This is a genomic window from Brucella sp. GW823-FHT04E01 (assembly GCF_058796175.1).
Window position 1 is genome coordinate 184,060 of the sequence record NZ_JBXAIK010000004.1, and the last position, 17,564, is coordinate 201,623.

The window sequence follows — 17,564 nt, forward strand, 5'->3', positions numbered from 1 at the left end:
TTAGTCGTGGTCCTTATTTCGTGCCTTGCGTGGCGGACTGGTACCAGGAGGCAAGAAGCTGGCGCTCTTCCTCGCTCACGCCGGTGACATTGGCGGGCGGCATGGCATGGGATCGACCTGCCTGCAAATAGATTTCACGCGCATGCGCGGCAATATCCCGGTCGGTATCCAGCACGACGCCCTTCGGTGGCGCAATGATGCCTTCCCAGCCCGGCTCCTTGGCGTGGCACATGGCGCAGCGCCCCAGAACGGTATCCCGCACTTTTTCAAAGTGCGGGTCCGAGATGAAAGACTGCTGCAATGCCGAAACCTTCTGTTCTTCCGGCTCACCGGTCAGAACTTTCGGCACTGTCGAGAGCCAGATGATGATGATGAACAGGATCACCGTTACCAGCCAGGTCCAGGTCGGGCTGCCCTTGCGGGCATGCTGTGTGTTGAACCAGTGGCGGATGGTGACGCCCATCAGGAACACCAGCGAGGCGATGATCCAGTTGAACTGCGTCCCGAAAGCCAGCGGATAGTGGTTCGACAGCATCAGGAACAGAACAGGCAGCGTCAGATAGTTGTTATGCGTCGAACGCTGCTTGGCGATCTTGCCGTATTTCGGATCGGGCTTGCGGCCTGCGATCAGATCCGCCACCACGATCTTCTGGTTCGGGATGATGATCATGAACACGTTGGCAGACATGATCGTTGCCGTGAAAGCACCGAGATGCAGGAAGGCCGCACGTCCTGTAAACAGGTGCGTATAACCCCAGGCCACCACCACCAGAATACAGTAGAGAATGACCATCAGCAGCGTATCGCTCTTGCCGAGCATGAACTTGCAGATGGTGTTATAGGCGATCCAGCCGAAGGCCAGCGAACCGATCGAGATCGCAATGGCGACCGGTACGGAAACATCGAGCACATTCGGATCGATCAGGTAGAGATCGGCGCCGGCATAGTAGACGATGCAGAGCAGCGTGAAACCCGACAGCCACGTGGCGTAGGATTCCCATTTGAACCAGGTAAGGTGTTCCGGCATTTCGGCGGGCGCAACCAGATATTTCTGGATGTGATAGAAGCCACCGCCATGGACCTGCCATTCCTCGCCATGCGCGCCTACCGGCAAGCCGGGACGCTGGCGCAGACCGAGATCAAGCGCGATGAAGTAGAAAGACGAGCCGATCCACGCAATCGCGGTAATCACATGCAGCCACCGCGCTGCGAAGCCCAGCCAGTCCCAGGCTACGGCGAAATCATACATCAGGCACTCCCATTTCTTGACCCATTTTTGAGCCCCATTGTTCGTTGTTGCATTATGTGCCAAAGGAATCAGGTTCAGGGAACGTCACATCACGACCAGCACTTTCAAAAAAATCTAGACAATCGTGGAGGGGACGTATGTCATATCTTGATAATCTGCGCGTTTTTGTGCGCGTTGTCGAATTGGGAAATCTATCTGCAGCGGGTCGCGACCAGCGCGCTTCGCCAGCAGTTGCAAGCAATCGAATCAAAGAGTTGGAGAAGCACCTGGGGGTCAGGCTCTTCAACCGGACGACACGCAAGCTTACGCCGACCGAACACGGTCGCGTATTCTATGACGGTGCGTTGAAAATCCTCGAAGCTGTGGATGAGGCGGAAGCTGCCGTGGCTGAACTGGCGAAAAATCCCAAGGGATCGATTCGCATTACCGCTCCGCTTGGCTTCGGGAGACGGCTGATTGCATCGGGAATTCCGGAGTTTCACGACAAATATCCGGATATCGAAGTACGGCTTCGCCTGTCCGATCATGAAGTCGATATTATGAGCGAAGGCGTCGATGTGGCTTTCAAGCTCGGTGTTCTGGAGAATTCGAACCTGCGTATGCGCGGGATCATGAATTGCGAGCGCGTGATCTGTGCAGCGCCTGCATATCTCGAGAAACATGGGGTTCCGCAGTCTCCTGACGAGTTGCTTGGCGACAAGCATGACTGTCTTCTGCTGCGTTTTCCAGGCTCAAAGGAATATTTCTGGTCCCTGCAAACGGCGGAAGGTCTGCGCAAATTCGAAGTCACCGGGCCATTTGACTCGGATGATGGCGACGTATTGACGCAATGGGCGCTTGGCGGGCGCGGCATCATCAACAAGCCGCTGTTCGAAGTGAAGGAATATATCCGTGACGGACGGCTGGTTCCAATCCTCGAAAGCACACCACCGGCGCCGATCCAGCTTGCTGCGATCTACCCGCACAAGCGCTTTCAGGACCCAAAGGTACGTCTGATCATCGATTTCATGACGGAGCGGTGCCAGCGATTGATCCGCGAGGCTTTGGTATAGAGCGGCTCAAACCGCTCTATACCTTTGTTTTTCAAATATTATATCGTGCGAAACCTTCTCGCGCTTTACCGGAAATGCGAAAAGAAAAACCCGCCTGATCAGGCGGGTTGCGATACACGTACGGAAGTCAGCACCGCCGTCAGAACTTCGGCTGCGGCCAATGCCGCAATGACTTCCGGCCTCTTGTCTTTCACAACGGCTCCGCCGACGGGACAGACAAGATTTTCAAAAAGATTGTCGCTACCGATTTCGCGTTTCAACCAATTTTTGAAAGTAGCTTTTTTGGTCTTCGAGCCGATCATGCCGACATAAACGGCATCGCGTCGCTGCAATGCCTCAGCAACAATCAGAAAATCCAGCGCGTGGTCATGGGTGAGAACGATAAACGCGCTACCCGGCGGGGCGGAACGCACCACCTGTTCGGGCATGGCCGACAGACAGGTTTCGACACCCGGCACATCGCACGCCATCAGCTCCGCTTCCCGCGTATCCACCAGAATGACCCGGACGGGCGTGAGCGAGAGAGCACTCGCCAGCGCATCGCCAACATGGCCCGCGCCGAAGACATAGACATGCGGGCGCGTGGCTATTTCCGCATCGACCTTGCTGACAAGCTCGTCGGTGAGCCCGCGGCTGACACGCCTGAAGCTCAGGCCTACCCGTCCGCCGCAGCACTGGCCGATTTCGGGCCCCAGTGGCACGTTCATGGGGGGAACGTCCTTGGGTGAGTCCCTGCCGCCGAGCAGCACCTTCCGGGCATGGTCGATAGCCATATATTCAAGCTGACCGCCACCGATCGTCCGGAAGATCATATCGCGGGCAACCAGCATCCACGCCCCGGCATCGCGGGGTGCGGAACCTTTCACATCGGTGACTTCAACCAGCACACTATCGGGACGCCGGTTGAGAAAAGCCCGGATATCGTCGCGCGCGCCTGGCATCTCTCTAGCCCTTTTGCTTGCGGAGCCGTTCGATGGCCATCAGCACACGTTCCGGCGTTGCTGGCGCATCGAGACGTGGGCAGACCTTGTGATCCGCCACGGTGGCAATGGCGTCGGCCAGAGCATGCAGCACCGACAACCCAAGCGGTAACGGCGGTTCGCCGACAGCCTTGGAACGATGGATCGTCGGCTCATAAGCCTCCGACCAGTCGGTCAGCGCGACATTGAAGATCTTGGGCCGGTCAGAAGCCAGCGGGATCTTGTAGGTGGATGGCGCATGGGTGCGAAGCCGCCCCTTGTCGTCCCACACAAGCTCCTCTGTCGTCAGCCAGCCCATGCCCTGCACGAAGCCGCCTTCAACCTGACCGATATCGATGGCGCGGTTCAGGGAACGCCCGGTATCATGCAGAATATCGGTGCGCTCCACCACATATTCACCAGTCAGAGTGTCGACGGAAACTTCGGAACAGGCTGCTCCGTAAGCATAGTAATAGAAGGCATGGCCCCGGCCCTTGGCACGGTCCCAGTGGATTTTCGGCGTCTTGTAGTGACCTGCCGCCGACAGCTGCACACGACCGATAAAGGCCTGCTTCACGAGATCGTTGAAGCTGATTTCCTGATTGCCGACGCGAACCCGGTTGGGAAGGAAGACAACCTGATCTTCCGGCACCTGATATTGCTGTGCCGCAAAATGGATGAGACGTTTCTTGATCTGGCGGGCTGCGTCCTGTGCAGCCATGCCGTTGAGATCGGCACCGGAAGAAGCCGCCGTCGGCGCCGTATTTGGCACCTTGGCGGTGGTCGTCGCGGTGATCTTCACCCGGTCGATGTCGATCTGGAATTCCTCGGCCACGACTTGCGCCACTTTCAAATGGAGCCCCTGCCCCATTTCCGTGCCGCCATGGTTCATATGCACCGAGCCGTCATTGTATACATGCACCAGAGCGCCAGCCTGATTGGACTCCGTCTTGGTAAAGGAGATGCCGAATTTCACCGGCGTCAGCGCCATGCCGCGCTTTACATAACGGCTTTTCGCGTTGAACTCGCGGATCGCTTCGCGGCGCTTCGCGTAATCTGAACTTTCCTCAAGTTCCGAAACGATGCGCTGGATAATGCAATCTTCGACCTTCTGATGGTAAGGGGTGACGTTGCGTGTACCGTCCTTACCCATCTCGTCGTAGAAATTGCGCTTGCGGATTTCGAGCGGGTCCTTGCCGACGGCGAAAGCCACCTCATCGATCACGCGTTCTGCACCAACCATGCCCTGCGGGCCACCGAAGCCGCGAAACGCCGTATTCGACACGGTGTTTGTGTAAAGCGGTGCCGACTGTGCATGAACTGCCGGGAAGAAATAGGCATTGTCGCAGTGAAACAGTGCGCGGTCGCCGACAGGTCCGGAAAGGTCTGCCGAGAACCCGGCATTGAGGGCAAACAGATAATCGATGCCCAGAATATTGCCGTCATCGTCGAAGCCGACTTCATAGTCGATGACGAAGCCATGGCGCTTGCCGGTCGAGGTCATGTCCTCGTCGCGGTCGAGCCTGATCTTCATGGCGCGCTTGTGCTTCTTGGCAGCAATGGCTGCAATGGCCGCCCACTGGTTGGCCTGCGTTTCCTTGCCGCCGAAGCCACCGCCCATGCGGCGCACTTCCACCGTCACGGAATGGCTCGGCACGCCCAGCGCATGGGCAACCAGATGCTGGGTTTCGCTCGGCCCCTGCGTGGAGCAATAGACGGTGACGTCCTCATCCTCGCCGGGGATAGCCAGCGAAACCTGACCCTCAAGATAGAAATGATCCTGCCCACCAAGATACATGCGGTTCTTGATACGGTGCGGCGCGGTATCGATGGCCGCACGTGCATCACCGCGCTTCAGCGTCAGCGGCGTGGTGACAAGCCGGTCCTTCAGACCGTCCAGCGCATCGATGGAATAGATACCTGTCGTTTCTTCATATTCGATCTTTGCCAAACGCGCAGCGCGGCGCGCCTGATCGCGGCTTTTCGCGATAACCGCAAAGATCGGCTGACCGTGAAACTCAACCTTGTCGACGGCAAAGATCGGGTCGTCATGCATGCCCGATGGCGAAACATCGTTTTCGCCGGGCACGTCCTTGTAGGTCAACACGTCGATCACGCCGGGAGCGGCGCGCACTGCCGACAAATCAATCGACTTGAATGAACCATGTGCAACGGACGAATAGCCGACCCCGATATGCAACGTGCCTTCGGGCTCCGGTATATCGTCGATGTAGACAGCCGTTCCCGTCACATGCTTGTGCGCGGAATCGTGTTTCTGGTCGGTCGCGACGCCACCCACAATGCGGGCAGCTTTCAATGCATTTGCAGGATGCTTGTTCATGATTGCCTCCTCACGCCGCCGCGATTTCAGCCGCACGCAGCGGCACGTAACTGCCTTCCGTTTCGGCGAAGAAACGCCGCAACAGATTGCGCGCCGCGAGCAGCCGGTAATCCGCTGTCGCACGCATATCGCTCAAGGGCGTATAGTCTTGTGCATAGGCTTCCAATGCCGCTTCAACCGTAGCCTCGGTCCAGGGCTTGGCCGTCAGTGCGGCTTCCACCGTGCTGGCGCGCTTCGGCGTTGCGGCCATACCGCCATAAGCGATGCGGACCGTTTCCACATTGCCTGCCGCGTCGAGCGTCAGATGGAAAGCGCCGAGCGTCGCCGTAATGTCTTCCTCGTAACGCTTCGACACTTTGTAAATGGCAAAATGGCTGCCTTCTGCCGGGACCGGTACATGCACGGCTTCGACAAACTCGCCGGGCTGGCGATCCTGCTTGCCATAAGCGATGAAGAACTCTTCCAGCGGTATAGTGCGGCGTTCCGCCCCTTTGCGCAGCGTCAGTTTTGCATCGAGCGCGATCAGCGGCGGCGGCGTGTCACCAATCGGCGAACCATTGGCGATATTGCCGCCGATGGTTCCCATATTGCGCACCTGCTCACCGCCAATGCGGTTGATGAGCTGGCCGAGCTGCGGAATGCGCTTGGCAAGAAATCCGAATGCTTCCGTGTAGGTGACACCTGCGCCGATGGTAACGACACCATTTTCCTCACGGACGGAGCGCAGTTCCTCCAGATGACCGATGAAGACGACCGGGGAAATGTCACGCATCATCTTGGTGACCCACAAGCCCACATCGGTAGAACCGGCAACGATGGTCGCCTTCGGCTCTGCCGCCAGGATGGTGGCGAAATCATCGAGATCACCGGGCACAATCAACCGGTCCTTGCCTTCACCCACTTCCACCCGAACGCTATCGCGCATGGCCGTCAGCTGTTCGAGAACATGGGCGCGCTCAGCAGCAAGCGGGTCTTCCATGACCGTACCGTAGTCGGAAATGATGCGGGCAGCGCGCATGATCGCCTCATAGCCCGTGCAGCGGCAAAGATTACCTTGTAATGCCTTTTCGATCTGTGCATCGGCGGGCTTCGGTTCGCGCATCCACAGAGCGTAGAGTGACATGACGAAGCCCGGCGTGCAGAAGCCGCATTGCGAGCCATGAAACTCGATCATTGCCTTCTGCACCGGATGCAGATCGCCATCGGCGCCGCGCAGATGCTCGATCGTCACGACATGGCAGCCATCCAGCGAACCCATGAAGCGGATGCAGGCATTGACGCTTTCGTAAACGAGCTTGCCGTCGGAAATCTTGCCGACCAGCACCGTGCACGCACCGCAATCGCCTTCGCCGCAACCTTCCTTGGTGCCGCGCAGCTTGGCGGACAGCCGCAGATAGTCGAGCAACGTTTCGGTCGGGGAAACGCGGTCGAGTTCAACCTTTTCACCGTTCAGAAGAAAGCGGATCGTGTGTCGCACAGACTGGTGCACAGACTGGTTCATGGCGCTTAGCTCCCGCGATAGGTGGAATAGGAAAACGGCGAAACGAGAAGCGGTACATGATAATGCGCTTTTTCATCGGAAATGCCAAAGCGCAGAGGGACGACATCGAGGAACGGTACGACATCATCTGTCTTGCCGAAATATTCGCCGACATGGAACAGAAGCTCGTAGGAACCGGCCCGCAAATTCTCGCCCGCCAGCAGCGGCTCGCTGCAGCGGCCATCGTCGTTGGTGCGAATTTCCCGGATTGGTTCGGCCTGCTGATTCTCGACGCGACGCAATTCGATGCGCAGATTTGCCGCCGGCTTGCCGCTTACCGTGTCGAGGACATGCGTCGTCAACCGGCCATTACCGCTGTTTTCCTGACCCATTTACACTCCTGCAGCTTGCTGATTCTCTCATCAAATAGATTGGAAAATGTTACAAGCTTTTGATTTCCGGTGGTTTATTTGAGCCCAACGTCGCCATCGGCTGTGGGGGCCGCAAACCACACCATGTTCCCAGCATTTAGTATTTCGCGATCCTCCTCATTCTGAAAGATGGTTATCGTTGGATGTCTTTCAAATTTTTGGAGGGGAATAATAGCGATAAATCTTTATTATCATGGATAAAACGAACGAAAACGAGGGAAGACCCGCAATGAAATATCCGCGCAATCTCGTCGGCTATGGACGCAACACGCCAGATCCGCGCTGGCCGGGAGGAGCCAATATCGCAGTTCAATTCGTCGTCAACTATGAGGAAGGCGGCGAATGCAGCATTCTCGACGGTGACGCGGCCTCCGAATGCCTTCTGTCCGAGATTGTCGGTGCGCAGCCCTGGCAGGGCCAGCGCAACCTGAATATGGAATCCATCTACGAATATGGCGCGCGATCCGGCTTCTGGCGCTTGTGGCGCGCCTTCACCCGCCGCAACATGCCAGTCACCGTCTATGGCGTGACACTCGCCATGGCACGCAATCCCGAAGCCGTTGCCGCCATGAAAGAGGCTGACTGGGAAATCGCCAGCCACGGATTGCGCTGGTGGGAATATAAGGACGTTCCCGAAGAGATCGAACGCGAGCATATCCGCGATGCGGTACGCCTTCATACGGAACTTACCGGCTCGCGACCGCTCGGCATCTATCAGGGCAAGCCGTCCGACAACACGCTGAAACTGGTGATGGAAGAAGGTGGCTTTCTCTATTCCGCCGATTCCTATGCCGACGAGTTGCCTTATTGGGTTGAAGGTCCGAAGGGACCGCACCTGATCGTGCCCTACACACTCGACGCCAATGATATGCGTTTTGCGACGCCGCAGGGTTTCAATTCCGGCGATCAGTTCTACACCTATCTGAAGGACACGTTCGACGTGCTCTATCGCGAAGGCGCGGAAGGCGCACCGAAGATGATGTCCATTGGCCTGCATTGCCGCCTTGTCGGTCGCCCCGGCCGTGTGGCCGCGCTCGAACGGTTCCTCGACTATGTGCAAAGCCATGACAAGGTATGGGTCGCCAAGCGTGTCGATATTGCCCGCCACTGGCACGAAAACTACAAGCCCGTCACCGCCGACGTCGTGCCTTCGAAAGCCAGCAGGGATGCGTTCGTCGCACGTTATGGCAGCATTTTCGAGCATTCGCCATGGATTGCCGAACGTGCATACGATGCGGGTTTCAGCCTGGAGGAAGATACCGCATCCGGTCTTGCGACCGCGATGACGAAGGCATTCCGCGCCGCCTCGGCAGATGAGCGGCTTGCCGTGTTGAAGGCGCACCCGGATCTTGCTGGCAAGCTCGCACAGGCCAAACGGCTGACAGCGGAATCGACCGCCGAACAGGCTGGTGCGGGTCTCGATGCGCTGACTGATGCGGAAAAGCGGACATTCACCGAATTGAACGACGCCTATACGGCGAAGTTCGGCTTTCCGTTCATCATCGCCGTGAAGGGACGCAACAAAAAGGAAATCCTCGACGCTTTCCAGCGCCGCGTTTCCAATGACCGCGATACAGAATTTGAAACGGCTTGCGCTCAGGTGGAGCGCATCGCCCTCCTGCGCCTCAAGGATATTCTGCCGGAAGCGCTCTACTGATCCTTGCAGCCCGGAAGGTCGACTTCCGGGCGCATTCATTCCATGATCTCACGACAGGTTTTCCAGAACTCGCCGTGAGTGCCAGCTTCTCACATAAGGAATTCCCCACATGGGCAACGACAAGAACAATCGCAGCTATTATGCACCGACTGGCGGATTGCCGCCGCAGACCCAGCTCCTCACCGATCGCGCCATGTTCACCGAAGCCTATGCGGTGATCCCCAAGGGCACGTTCAGCGATATCGTGACGAGCTTCCTGCCCTTCTGGGACAAGACACGGCTTTGGGTGATTGCCCGCCCCCTCTCCGGCTTCGCCGAGACCTTCTCGCAATACATCATGGAAGTGCAGCCGGGCGGCGGCAGCGACCGTGCCGAACTGGATGAAAGCGCGGAAGGCGTGCTGTTCGTGGTCGAGGGCGAAATCGCCGTCACCGTAGCTGGTAAAACGCACACGCTGACCGAAGGCGGCTACGCTTATCTGCCGCCGAAAAGCGGCTGGACACTTCGCAACAACGGCGCGACGACGGCCCGCTTCCATTGGGTGCGCAAGGCTTATGAATATGTCGACGGCCTCGATGTTCCCGAACCGCTATTCCTCAACGAAAAGGATATCGCGCCCAATCCGATGCCGGACACCAACGGCGCCTGGGCGACGACCCGCTTCGTTGATCCGAATGACCTGCGCCACGACATGCACGTCACCATCGTGACCCTGGAGCCCGGCGGCGTCATTCCTTTTGCCGAGACCCACGTCATGGAACACGGCCTCTATGTGTTGGAAGGCAAGGCCGTCTATCGGCTCAATCAGGACTGGGTGGAAGTGGAAGCCGGCGACTTCATGTGGCTGCGCGCCTTCTGCCCGCAGGCCTGTTACGCAGGCGGCCCCGGCAAGTTCCGCTATCTGCTCTACAAGGACGTCAACCGGCATATGAAGTTTTCCCGATAAAGGAGAGCAGTTCATATTCTGCGATGCATTCACGCAACGAAAAGGCCGGATCAATCCGGCCTTTTTCATATGTGCAGAACGATAGGACGGAAACAAAAACGGCGAGCCGAAGCTCGCCGTACCACTCTTCCGACTGGAGATCAGATTTGTAAACAGCGCAGTCCTTCTACGCTATCGAATGGTTCTTTTAAAATAGTACAAGCACACCAGAATGCAAATTACATTTTTGTTATATCAGCACTTGGTTACTTGTTATTTCATTCGAAAATTCAAGAATATTTCTTCAATTAAATATCAAAGTATTAGAAATTTTATTGAACTCATGACCGTTACACCAAGATGAACGGTTCAATATACTTTTGAATGCAGACCGGGAGGCCGATGTCGGCCTCCCGGTTAAGCATTAGAACGAGCGCTGGAAGCGGATCATACCCTGAACGGCATCCTTGCCGTTGAGATAGGACTTGCTGTCGCTCCATTTGGTGTAGGAAACTTCCGGCGTGACCGTGAAGCCCGGAACCATTTCATACGCTACGTTGGCAGTAGCTGCGAAAGTGTTCGTGCCGTCATAAGCAAGCTGCGCATTGAAGACTGCCTTGTCGGTAGCCTTGAATGCTGCGCCGCCCCAGACAGCCCAATCGCCGCCCCAGGTGCCGTAGAAGCTGCTGATCGCACGAACCTGACCGATATCATGGCCATTGCCATCGGTCTGCATGATGTACTGGTCCTTATTGGACTTGTAACCACCCATCGCCCAGACCGAGAAGCGGTCCGTAATGTTCACGTCAGCGCGAACCTTACCGGCCCACTCTTCGTTGCGGGCGTCATAAGCAGCGACGCCTGCGATCTTGCCCCAGCCGCCTTCATACTTCAGGCCACCGACAACGTGCGGCGTGTAGTCCTTGATGACGCCATCATAGCCGTATGCGCTATCCGTATCATCATTGTTGCCCTGTTCGAGCGACAGAATGGCGGAGAAGCCGTTGCCACCGGTGAAGGTGTAGCTGATCAAGCCGGTGCGATAGCCGCCAGCGAGAATCACGTCATCGTTGATGACATCGCCGAGATAGCCCGGGAAGGTAACGAAGGCCGATTCATCGAGACCGACGCGGAGACCGCCAAGCTGGATATAGGCAAAACGCAGCGAACCGGAGGCACCTTCAACACCATTGCCCCAATCATAACGGGTTTCGGCAAAGGTCTTCAGAGTGCCAAGATCGGTTTCCGACGCCGTGGAGAGGCGCAGTGTGAAGCGAGCCTTGTTATCCCAGGAATTGCGGCGCGTATCGACGCTACCGTCACGATCAACGAAACCGCGACCGTAGACATTGTCACCGCCAGCAGCGTCGTAACGGACATAGCCGGATACGCGAAGGCAGGTTTCGGTGCCCGGAATATAGAAATATCCCGCACCATAGGCGTCGCAAACGCGAACATACTCAACAGATTCAGGCTCCGGTGCCACAACGGTATCCGCAGCATATGCTCCAGTGGTTGCAACCAGTGCTGCAGCCGAACCGAACAACAAGCTCTTGATCTTCATTTCATTGCCTCCAGAAATTTTTCAGACGAGGCCTGATAGAATGAACTCTACAAATACATCAATTCCAATTTTAAGAACTATATGAAGTTGAAAAGGAAAATGTGTCCATTATGACACTAATTATAAACATCTTTACTTTATAACAATAAATAATTCATAAAATATAAATCAAATAAAATTTCAAGTATATTAACACTAGCAATTTCTAACTACAAAACCACTTTCGCCTTAAATACAATAAACGAAAACGGGGCCCGAAGGCCCCGTTTCACAAGCGTTTCGCGACTATGTCAGTCGATGGCTACCTGCCTGCAGCCTGCTGCGCATAGACGTAGCTGTCATAGGTATATTCAGCGACGCGGAACCATTCGAAGCCCTCGTCACGGAATTTTTTCCAGCTCGGGTAGATTTTCGCCCATGCCGGATTTTTCTCATTGTATTCGGCGTAGAGTTCGAACGCGACCTTGTAGGCGGCATCCAGAACGTCTCGCGGAAGCGGTTGAAGCTTCACGCCCTTCGACACCAGCGAACGAATCGCAGCGGTGTTTTTCACGTCATAAAGCGAAATCATGTTCTGGGTCGCAGCTTCGGCAGCCGTATTCAGCGCAACCTTGTATGGCTCCGGCAAGCTTTCATATTGCTGCTTGTTGATGAAGAAGTGTACCGAAGCGCCGCCTTCCCAGAAGGCCGGGTAATAATAATATGGCGCGATCTGGTAGAAGCCGAGCTTCTCGTCATCATAAGGACCGACCCATTCGGCCGCATCGATCGTGCCGCGCTCCAGCGACGGATAAATGTCACCGCCCGGAAGCTGTTGCGGAACGACGCCGAGGCGCGACATGACCTCGCCAGCCACGCCCGCGATACGCATCTTCAGGCCCTTCAGATCCGCAAGGCTTTTGATTTCCTTGCGATACCAGCCGCCCATCTGGGCCGCCGTGTTGCCGCCGACGATACCGACAATGCCATAATCGGCAAGGAACGCATTATAAAGCTCGTTGCCACCGCCATGATAGAGCCAGGCATTCTGCAGGCGTGTGTTCATGCCGAAGGGAATAGCCGTCCCGATGGCGAAGGCCGGGTTCTTGCCGGTGAAATAATAGCCGCACGTATGCGCCATTTCGACCGTGTTGGCCTGAACCGCATCGATGGCCTGCGGGCCAGGCACGATTTCACCAGCCTGGAATACCTGAATCTGGAACTTGCCTTCGGTCATCTTTGAAACGGCATTGGCCATATAGACCGCACCGCCATAGATCGTATCCAGATTGTTCGGGAAGCCCGAAGTCAGACGCCAGCGCAGCGTCGGCAACTCCTGCGCAATTGCCGGTGTTGCGAGTGCCGCTCCACTTGTGGCAGCGGCAGCGCCAATTGCGGCACCCTTCGTCAGAAATGTGCGGCGGCTCAAATCCTGTTTCATGTGTCTCCTCCTAAGATTGTTCTGGTTTATCAGAATCTACGCAATGCTCGTTTTCCCCTCATAGCGCAGGTTTTTGCTGTTGGTCTTTGTCCTGTCCGAAGCTCGGCTGCGGAGAACCGAAAGACGGCGCGGGCAGAGGCTCAGTTGACGGCGAAGGCGCTCCGAAAGGTGCGGGTGCTGCGCCGAACGGATTGCCGCCGCCAGCATCTGGCATTGGCACATTGATCTGGATCGATGCCGGATCGGCCTGCGGATGGCCGCTCTTGTAGTGGGTGACGATGCCCGGGAAGCTGATGATGATGCCAACCATGACAAGCTGGATCAAAAGGAACGGGATCGATCCCATGTAGATTTGCCCCGACGTCACCGGCTGGATAGTCGCGCCTGTGACCTTGTCCTTATAGGGTCGGGATGGAGCGACCGAACGCAGATAGAAGAGCGAGAAGCCGAAAGGCGGATGCATGAACGATGTCTGCATATTGACCGCCAGCATGACGCCGAACCAGACCAGATCAATGCCAAGGCTGTCGGCCACCGGCGCCAGAAGCGGGATGATGATGAAGGCCAGCTCGAAATAATCGAGGAAGAAGGCCAGAAAGAACACCAGAAGATTGGCGACAATCAGGAAGCCGACTTCACCGCCGGGGATGGACGTCATCAGGTGTTCGACCCAGATGTGACCGTTGACGCCATAGAAGGTGAGAGAAAACACGCGCGCGCCCAGCAGAATGAAAATGACGAAGGACGACAGTTTTGCCGTGGCATAAAGCGCTGACGTCAGCATCGTCATGTTGAGGCGGCGATTGATGATAGCGAGAAGCAGAGCGCCGACCGCCCCCATCGCGCCACCTTCCGTAGGCGTTGCAACGCCGATGAAGATCGTTCCGAGAACAAGGAAGATCAGCACAAGCGGCGGCACGAGCGAAATCACCACTTTCTGCGCCAGTTTCCAGCCCTTCAATGTACGGGCATGCGGCGGCAGAGCCGGGACCGTATCAGGCCGGAAAATCGACATGCCGATGATAAAGGCACAGTAGAAGCCAACCAGCAGAAGACCGGGAACCAGCGCGCCCTTGTACATATCGCCAACCGAACGGCCCAGCTGATCGGCAAGCACGATCAGGACGAGGCTTGGTGGAATGATCTGTGCCAGCGTGCCGGATGCTGCAATCGTGCCGCTCGCCACTTTGCGATCATAGCCGTAGCGCAACATGATCGGGAGCGAAATCAGTCCCATCGAAATCACCGAGGCAGCGACAACGCCGGTCGTGGCCGCAAGAAGCGCGCCGACGATGATCACCGCAAAAGCCAGCCCGCCACGCACAGGACCGAAAAGCTGCCCGATCGTATCGAGCAGTTCTTCCGCCATGCCGCTTCGCTCCAGTATCAGCCCCATGAAGGTGAAGAACGGAATAGCGAGCAGCGTTTCATTCGACATCTGCCCGAAGATGCGATCCGGTATCGCGCCGAACAGGTTGACAGGCAGAAGCCCCATTTCGATGCCGACGAAGCCGAAGGCAAAACCGACGAAGGCCAGTGCGAAAGCCACCGGGTAGCCGAGCAACAGCACGACCACCAGCGACAGAAACATCAACGGAGCGAGATTTTCCGCAATAAAAGCAATCATATCCATTCCCCTCAGAGCGTCTGGGCTTCCGCATCTTCAAGGGCGACCGTGTCCGGTATGCGCCCTTGAAGGATGGCTATGCGCTTGATGAGTTCGGAAATGCCTTGCAATGCGAGCAGCCCGAAACCGATGGGGATCAACACCCAGACCGGCCAGAGAACCAGCCCACCCGTATTGTTGGAGGTTTCACCGCTGGCGATCTTGGCTTCCACGATGGGCCAGGAGAGGTAAATGGTGATGAGGCAGAAAGGCAGGAGGAAAAAGAGCGTGCCGAAAATCTCGACCAGTAGCTGGGTTCGCCGCGAATAACGGCTGTAGAGAAGATCAACCTTCACATGCTCGCTATGCAGAAGCGTATATCCGGCGGCGATCAGAAAGACCGCCGAGAACAGATACCATTGCGCTTCCAGCCACGCATTCGAGCTGACATTGAACAGCTTGCGCGAGACGGCATTGATAGCACTGATGAGCACTGCCACCAGGATCAGCCACGATACGGATTTTCCGATGAAATTATTGGCCGCGTCGATAGCACGCGACAACGCCAGCAAGACTGACATCGCTCCTCCCCTCCTGTTCCGCCTCCTCAAGCGGTTTTGGAGCGAATGATAGGACCGGCGAATCCATGCCGCAAGTTGACGAAAGTTCTAAGAAACGGAGACCTACCCATTAGTGGGTAAGGCAATATCGGGAGACGAACGGAATATCCGCTATTGCGACGACAGCTATTGCGAAGACAGGCGCAACCGGTTCTCGATGACGTAGCGCGTAAGCCCGGCAGTGCTGGCTATTCCGAGCTTCTTCTTGATATTCTTGCGATGAGTTTCGACCGTCGCCTCCGAAATGCCGAGCCTGATTGCAATTTCGCGGTTGCTTCCACCTTCGGCCACCAGCACCAGAACATCGTTTTCGCGGACCGACAGCCCTTCCGATTTCCTGTCGCCGCTGTCGAGCAGCGCCTCCGAAACACCGGAAGAGAAATAAGTTCCACCCGAAGCGACCGCATGAATGGCGGCGACGATTTCAGTGGTGGACACATCCTTCAACACATAGCCGGAAGCTCCGCGCATGATGGAGGTCGAGATATATTCGCGGCTGTCGTGCATGGACAGCATGAGGATGCGAATGCCCGGCAATTGTTTCTTGAACAGTTCGATAGCGTCGATACCGTTGAGAAGTGGCATGTTGATATCCATCAAAACCACATCGGGATTAACGGTCAGCGCCAGCTCCAGTGCAGCACGCGCGTTGGAAGCCGCGCCTGCAATATCGATATCGTCATAGGTTTCGAGTACAGCCCGCAAACCATCCAGAACCAGCGGATGATTATCCACGAGCAATACGCGAATCTTGCATTCATTCGTCATGCGACTTCCGGTTCCCGCTTTCTCTCTGTTGCCGATTTCGGCAAGCGCGCGGTGAGCTGCGTACCATCTGCGCCGGTTTCAACCAAGAGCACACCGCCGAAATGCGCCATCCGCTCCTGCATATTTCGCAAGCCAAGCCCTGAAAGCTGATCTTTCAGATCACGCGCGGTAAAACCATTGCCGTCATCGGCGACTGTCATCGTCACCTTGCCGCCGGAACCCCAGAGGCGGATGCTCACCTGGCTTGCCCCGGAATGGCGCTCGACATTGGTGAGCGCTTCCTGCACGACGCGATAAAGCGCCGTGCTTGCCTCCGGCTTCAGCGTCTCGTTTAGTCCGCTTGCTTCGAGCTGCGTTTCAATGCCGGTCCGCTCCGAAAAATGTTCGCACAAAGCCTTGAGCGCAACGGTCAGGCCAAGATCGTCCAGAATGCGCGGACGCAGATCATGCGAAAGCCGCCGCACCTCCTTGATTGCACCATTGAGCGCATCCGATGCCTTCTCGATCGCAAGCGGCGCGCCTCCGCTGTCCATGCGCACCTGACGGCTTGCTAAATCGATGGCATAGCGAACGCCGACGAGATTTTGGGAAATGCCGTCATGCAGTTCACGCGCCAGACGTGCCCGTTCCTCCTCCTGCGTATCGATGATGCGCTGCGCCAGCTCCTTCAGCTTGTTATCAGCCATACGTCGCTCGCGCAGATTGAGCAGCATACAGGTCGCGAAGACGAGCATCACAGCTGGCACGGCGATCAGACTGACGATCAGGAATGTCGTTCGGATATTGGCCCGGAAATCGGCGTTGGCGGCAGCAGTCTGCACATAGACATCGTCAAGATAGACGCCAGTTCCGAGCATCCATTTCCATTTGCTCAGTCCGACAGCGAAGGAGAGCTTGTCCGCCATTTCGCCGCTTGACGGCTTTTCCCATTTATACTGGTGCAGTCCTCCACCTTCCTTCGCCTTGTCAATCAGATTGGCAATAACGCGATCTCCATCAGGATCAACAAGATCGAGCCAGTTATGGCCGGGCCGAAATGTCTGGCGAGGATGGACGACATTGTTGCCGTCATAGTCATAGACAAAGAAGTAGCCGTCGCGACCATAATCGAGCGAGGTCAGAATCTTCCGCACCTTTTCCATGGCAGCGGTATCGTCGGGGCCTGCATCGTCGTAAATCTGCTGGATGGAAGAAAGCGCCAGGTTGGTAAGATTGAGAAGCTCAGTCTCCTTGGCCTTCAGCATATTCTTCTCGAAGGTCGCGATACTGCTCTGCACAAGATTTGCCGACTGCCAGGTAATGAAGGCCGTGACCGTCAGAATAGCCACGATAAGGGGCACAATCGCCAGTGCAACGATCTGATAGCGTAGCGTCACGACTTCTCCTCCCGGCACAACGAGCCGACTTTTCCCAGGCGACTTTAGAGTTCCGGCTTGATGAGGAAAAGGGGACAATCAGCAAAACCTTGCCCCAAGAAAAAGACGCTTGCACA

At 56.5% G+C, this 17,564-nt stretch carries 14 protein-coding genes; 3 read left to right on the plus strand and 11 right to left on the minus strand.

Annotated elements, in window-relative coordinates:
- Positions 1-13: 13 nt before the first annotated feature.
- Positions 14-1,249 carry a urate hydroxylase PuuD gene (locus tag AC1RHM_RS16080; protein ID WP_010658278.1) on the minus strand — a complete coding sequence of 412 codons (1,236 nt, stop codon included), beginning with the start codon at positions 1,247-1,249 and terminating at the stop codon, positions 14-16.
- 137 nt (positions 1,250-1,386) lie between these two features.
- Here AC1RHM_RS16080 and AC1RHM_RS16085 point away from each other — a divergent pair, with 137 nt between their 5' ends.
- Positions 1,387-2,301, plus strand: a complete 915-nt coding sequence (locus AC1RHM_RS16085; RefSeq protein ID WP_010658277.1) for a LysR family transcriptional regulator — start codon at positions 1,387-1,389, stop codon at positions 2,299-2,301.
- A 98-nt stretch (positions 2,302-2,399) separates the two neighbouring features.
- Here AC1RHM_RS16085 and xdhC read toward each other — a convergent pair whose 3' ends face one another.
- The 4 genes from xdhC to uraH are packed head-to-tail and all read right to left on the minus strand — an operon-like array spanning position 2,400 to position 7,473.
- Positions 2,400-3,242, minus strand: coding sequence for a xanthine dehydrogenase accessory protein XdhC (gene xdhC / locus AC1RHM_RS16090; protein WP_010658276.1), 843 nt, complete (start codon positions 3,240-3,242; stop codon positions 2,400-2,402).
- Positions 3,243-3,246: 4 nt separating this feature from the next.
- On the minus strand, positions 3,247-5,601 hold the full coding sequence (gene xdhB, locus AC1RHM_RS16095; protein ID WP_010658275.1) for a xanthine dehydrogenase molybdopterin binding subunit: 2,355 nt from the start codon (positions 5,599-5,601) through the stop codon (positions 3,247-3,249).
- 10 nt (positions 5,602-5,611) lie between these two features.
- Positions 5,612-7,090 (minus strand): xanthine dehydrogenase small subunit, encoded by a 1,479-nt coding sequence (gene xdhA / locus AC1RHM_RS16100; protein WP_181152391.1) that lies wholly within the window; start codon positions 7,088-7,090, stop codon positions 5,612-5,614.
- Positions 7,091-7,107: 17 nt separating this feature from the next.
- A complete protein-coding gene (gene uraH, locus AC1RHM_RS16105; protein ID WP_010658273.1) occupies positions 7,108-7,473 on the minus strand; it encodes a hydroxyisourate hydrolase in 366 nt (121 codons plus the stop codon).
- A gap of 268 nt (positions 7,474-7,741) precedes the next feature.
- On the opposite strand from uraH, the gene puuE reads away from it, so the two are divergent.
- Together puuE and AC1RHM_RS16115 are read left to right on the plus strand one after the other, a co-directional pair.
- Positions 7,742-9,169, plus strand: coding sequence for an allantoinase PuuE (puuE, locus tag AC1RHM_RS16110; RefSeq protein ID WP_010658272.1), 1,428 nt, complete (start codon positions 7,742-7,744; stop codon positions 9,167-9,169).
- Between the two features lie 109 nt (positions 9,170-9,278).
- Positions 9,279-10,115 (plus strand): bifunctional allantoicase/(S)-ureidoglycine aminohydrolase, encoded by an 837-nt coding sequence (locus AC1RHM_RS16115; RefSeq protein ID WP_010658271.1) that lies wholly within the window; start codon positions 9,279-9,281, stop codon positions 10,113-10,115.
- Positions 10,116-10,518: 403 nt separating this feature from the next.
- Here AC1RHM_RS16115 and AC1RHM_RS16120 read toward each other — a convergent pair whose 3' ends face one another.
- The 6 genes from AC1RHM_RS16120 to mctS all read right to left on the minus strand — a co-directional run bounded on the left by AC1RHM_RS16120 (position 10,519) and on the right by mctS (position 17,448).
- Positions 10,519-11,658 (minus strand): porin, encoded by a 1,140-nt coding sequence (locus AC1RHM_RS16120; RefSeq protein ID WP_010658270.1) that lies wholly within the window; start codon positions 11,656-11,658, stop codon positions 10,519-10,521.
- Positions 11,659-11,959: 301 nt separating this feature from the next.
- Positions 11,960-13,078: a TRAP transporter substrate-binding protein gene (locus tag AC1RHM_RS16125; RefSeq protein WP_010658269.1), complete on the minus strand. Its 1,119-nt coding sequence runs from the start codon at positions 13,076-13,078 to the stop codon at positions 11,960-11,962.
- A 58-nt stretch (positions 13,079-13,136) separates the two neighbouring features.
- Entirely contained in the window at positions 13,137-14,705 is a 1,569-nt protein-coding gene (locus AC1RHM_RS16130) for a TRAP transporter large permease (RefSeq protein ID WP_492332601.1), read from the minus strand.
- Positions 14,706-14,716: 11 nt separating this feature from the next.
- Positions 14,717-15,265: a TRAP transporter small permease subunit gene (locus tag AC1RHM_RS16135; protein ID WP_010658267.1), complete on the minus strand. Its 549-nt coding sequence runs from the start codon at positions 15,263-15,265 to the stop codon at positions 14,717-14,719.
- A gap of 165 nt (positions 15,266-15,430) precedes the next feature.
- Positions 15,431-16,072: a two-component system response regulator MctR gene (mctR, locus tag AC1RHM_RS16140; RefSeq protein ID WP_010658266.1), complete on the minus strand. Its 642-nt coding sequence runs from the start codon at positions 16,070-16,072 to the stop codon at positions 15,431-15,433.
- Positions 16,069-17,448 (minus strand): two-component system sensor histidine kinase MctS, encoded by a 1,380-nt coding sequence (gene mctS, locus AC1RHM_RS16145; protein WP_010658265.1) that lies wholly within the window; start codon positions 17,446-17,448, stop codon positions 16,069-16,071. Before mctS ends, mctR begins: the two co-directional genes overlap by 4 nt.
- Positions 17,449-17,564: the final 116 nt, after the last annotated feature.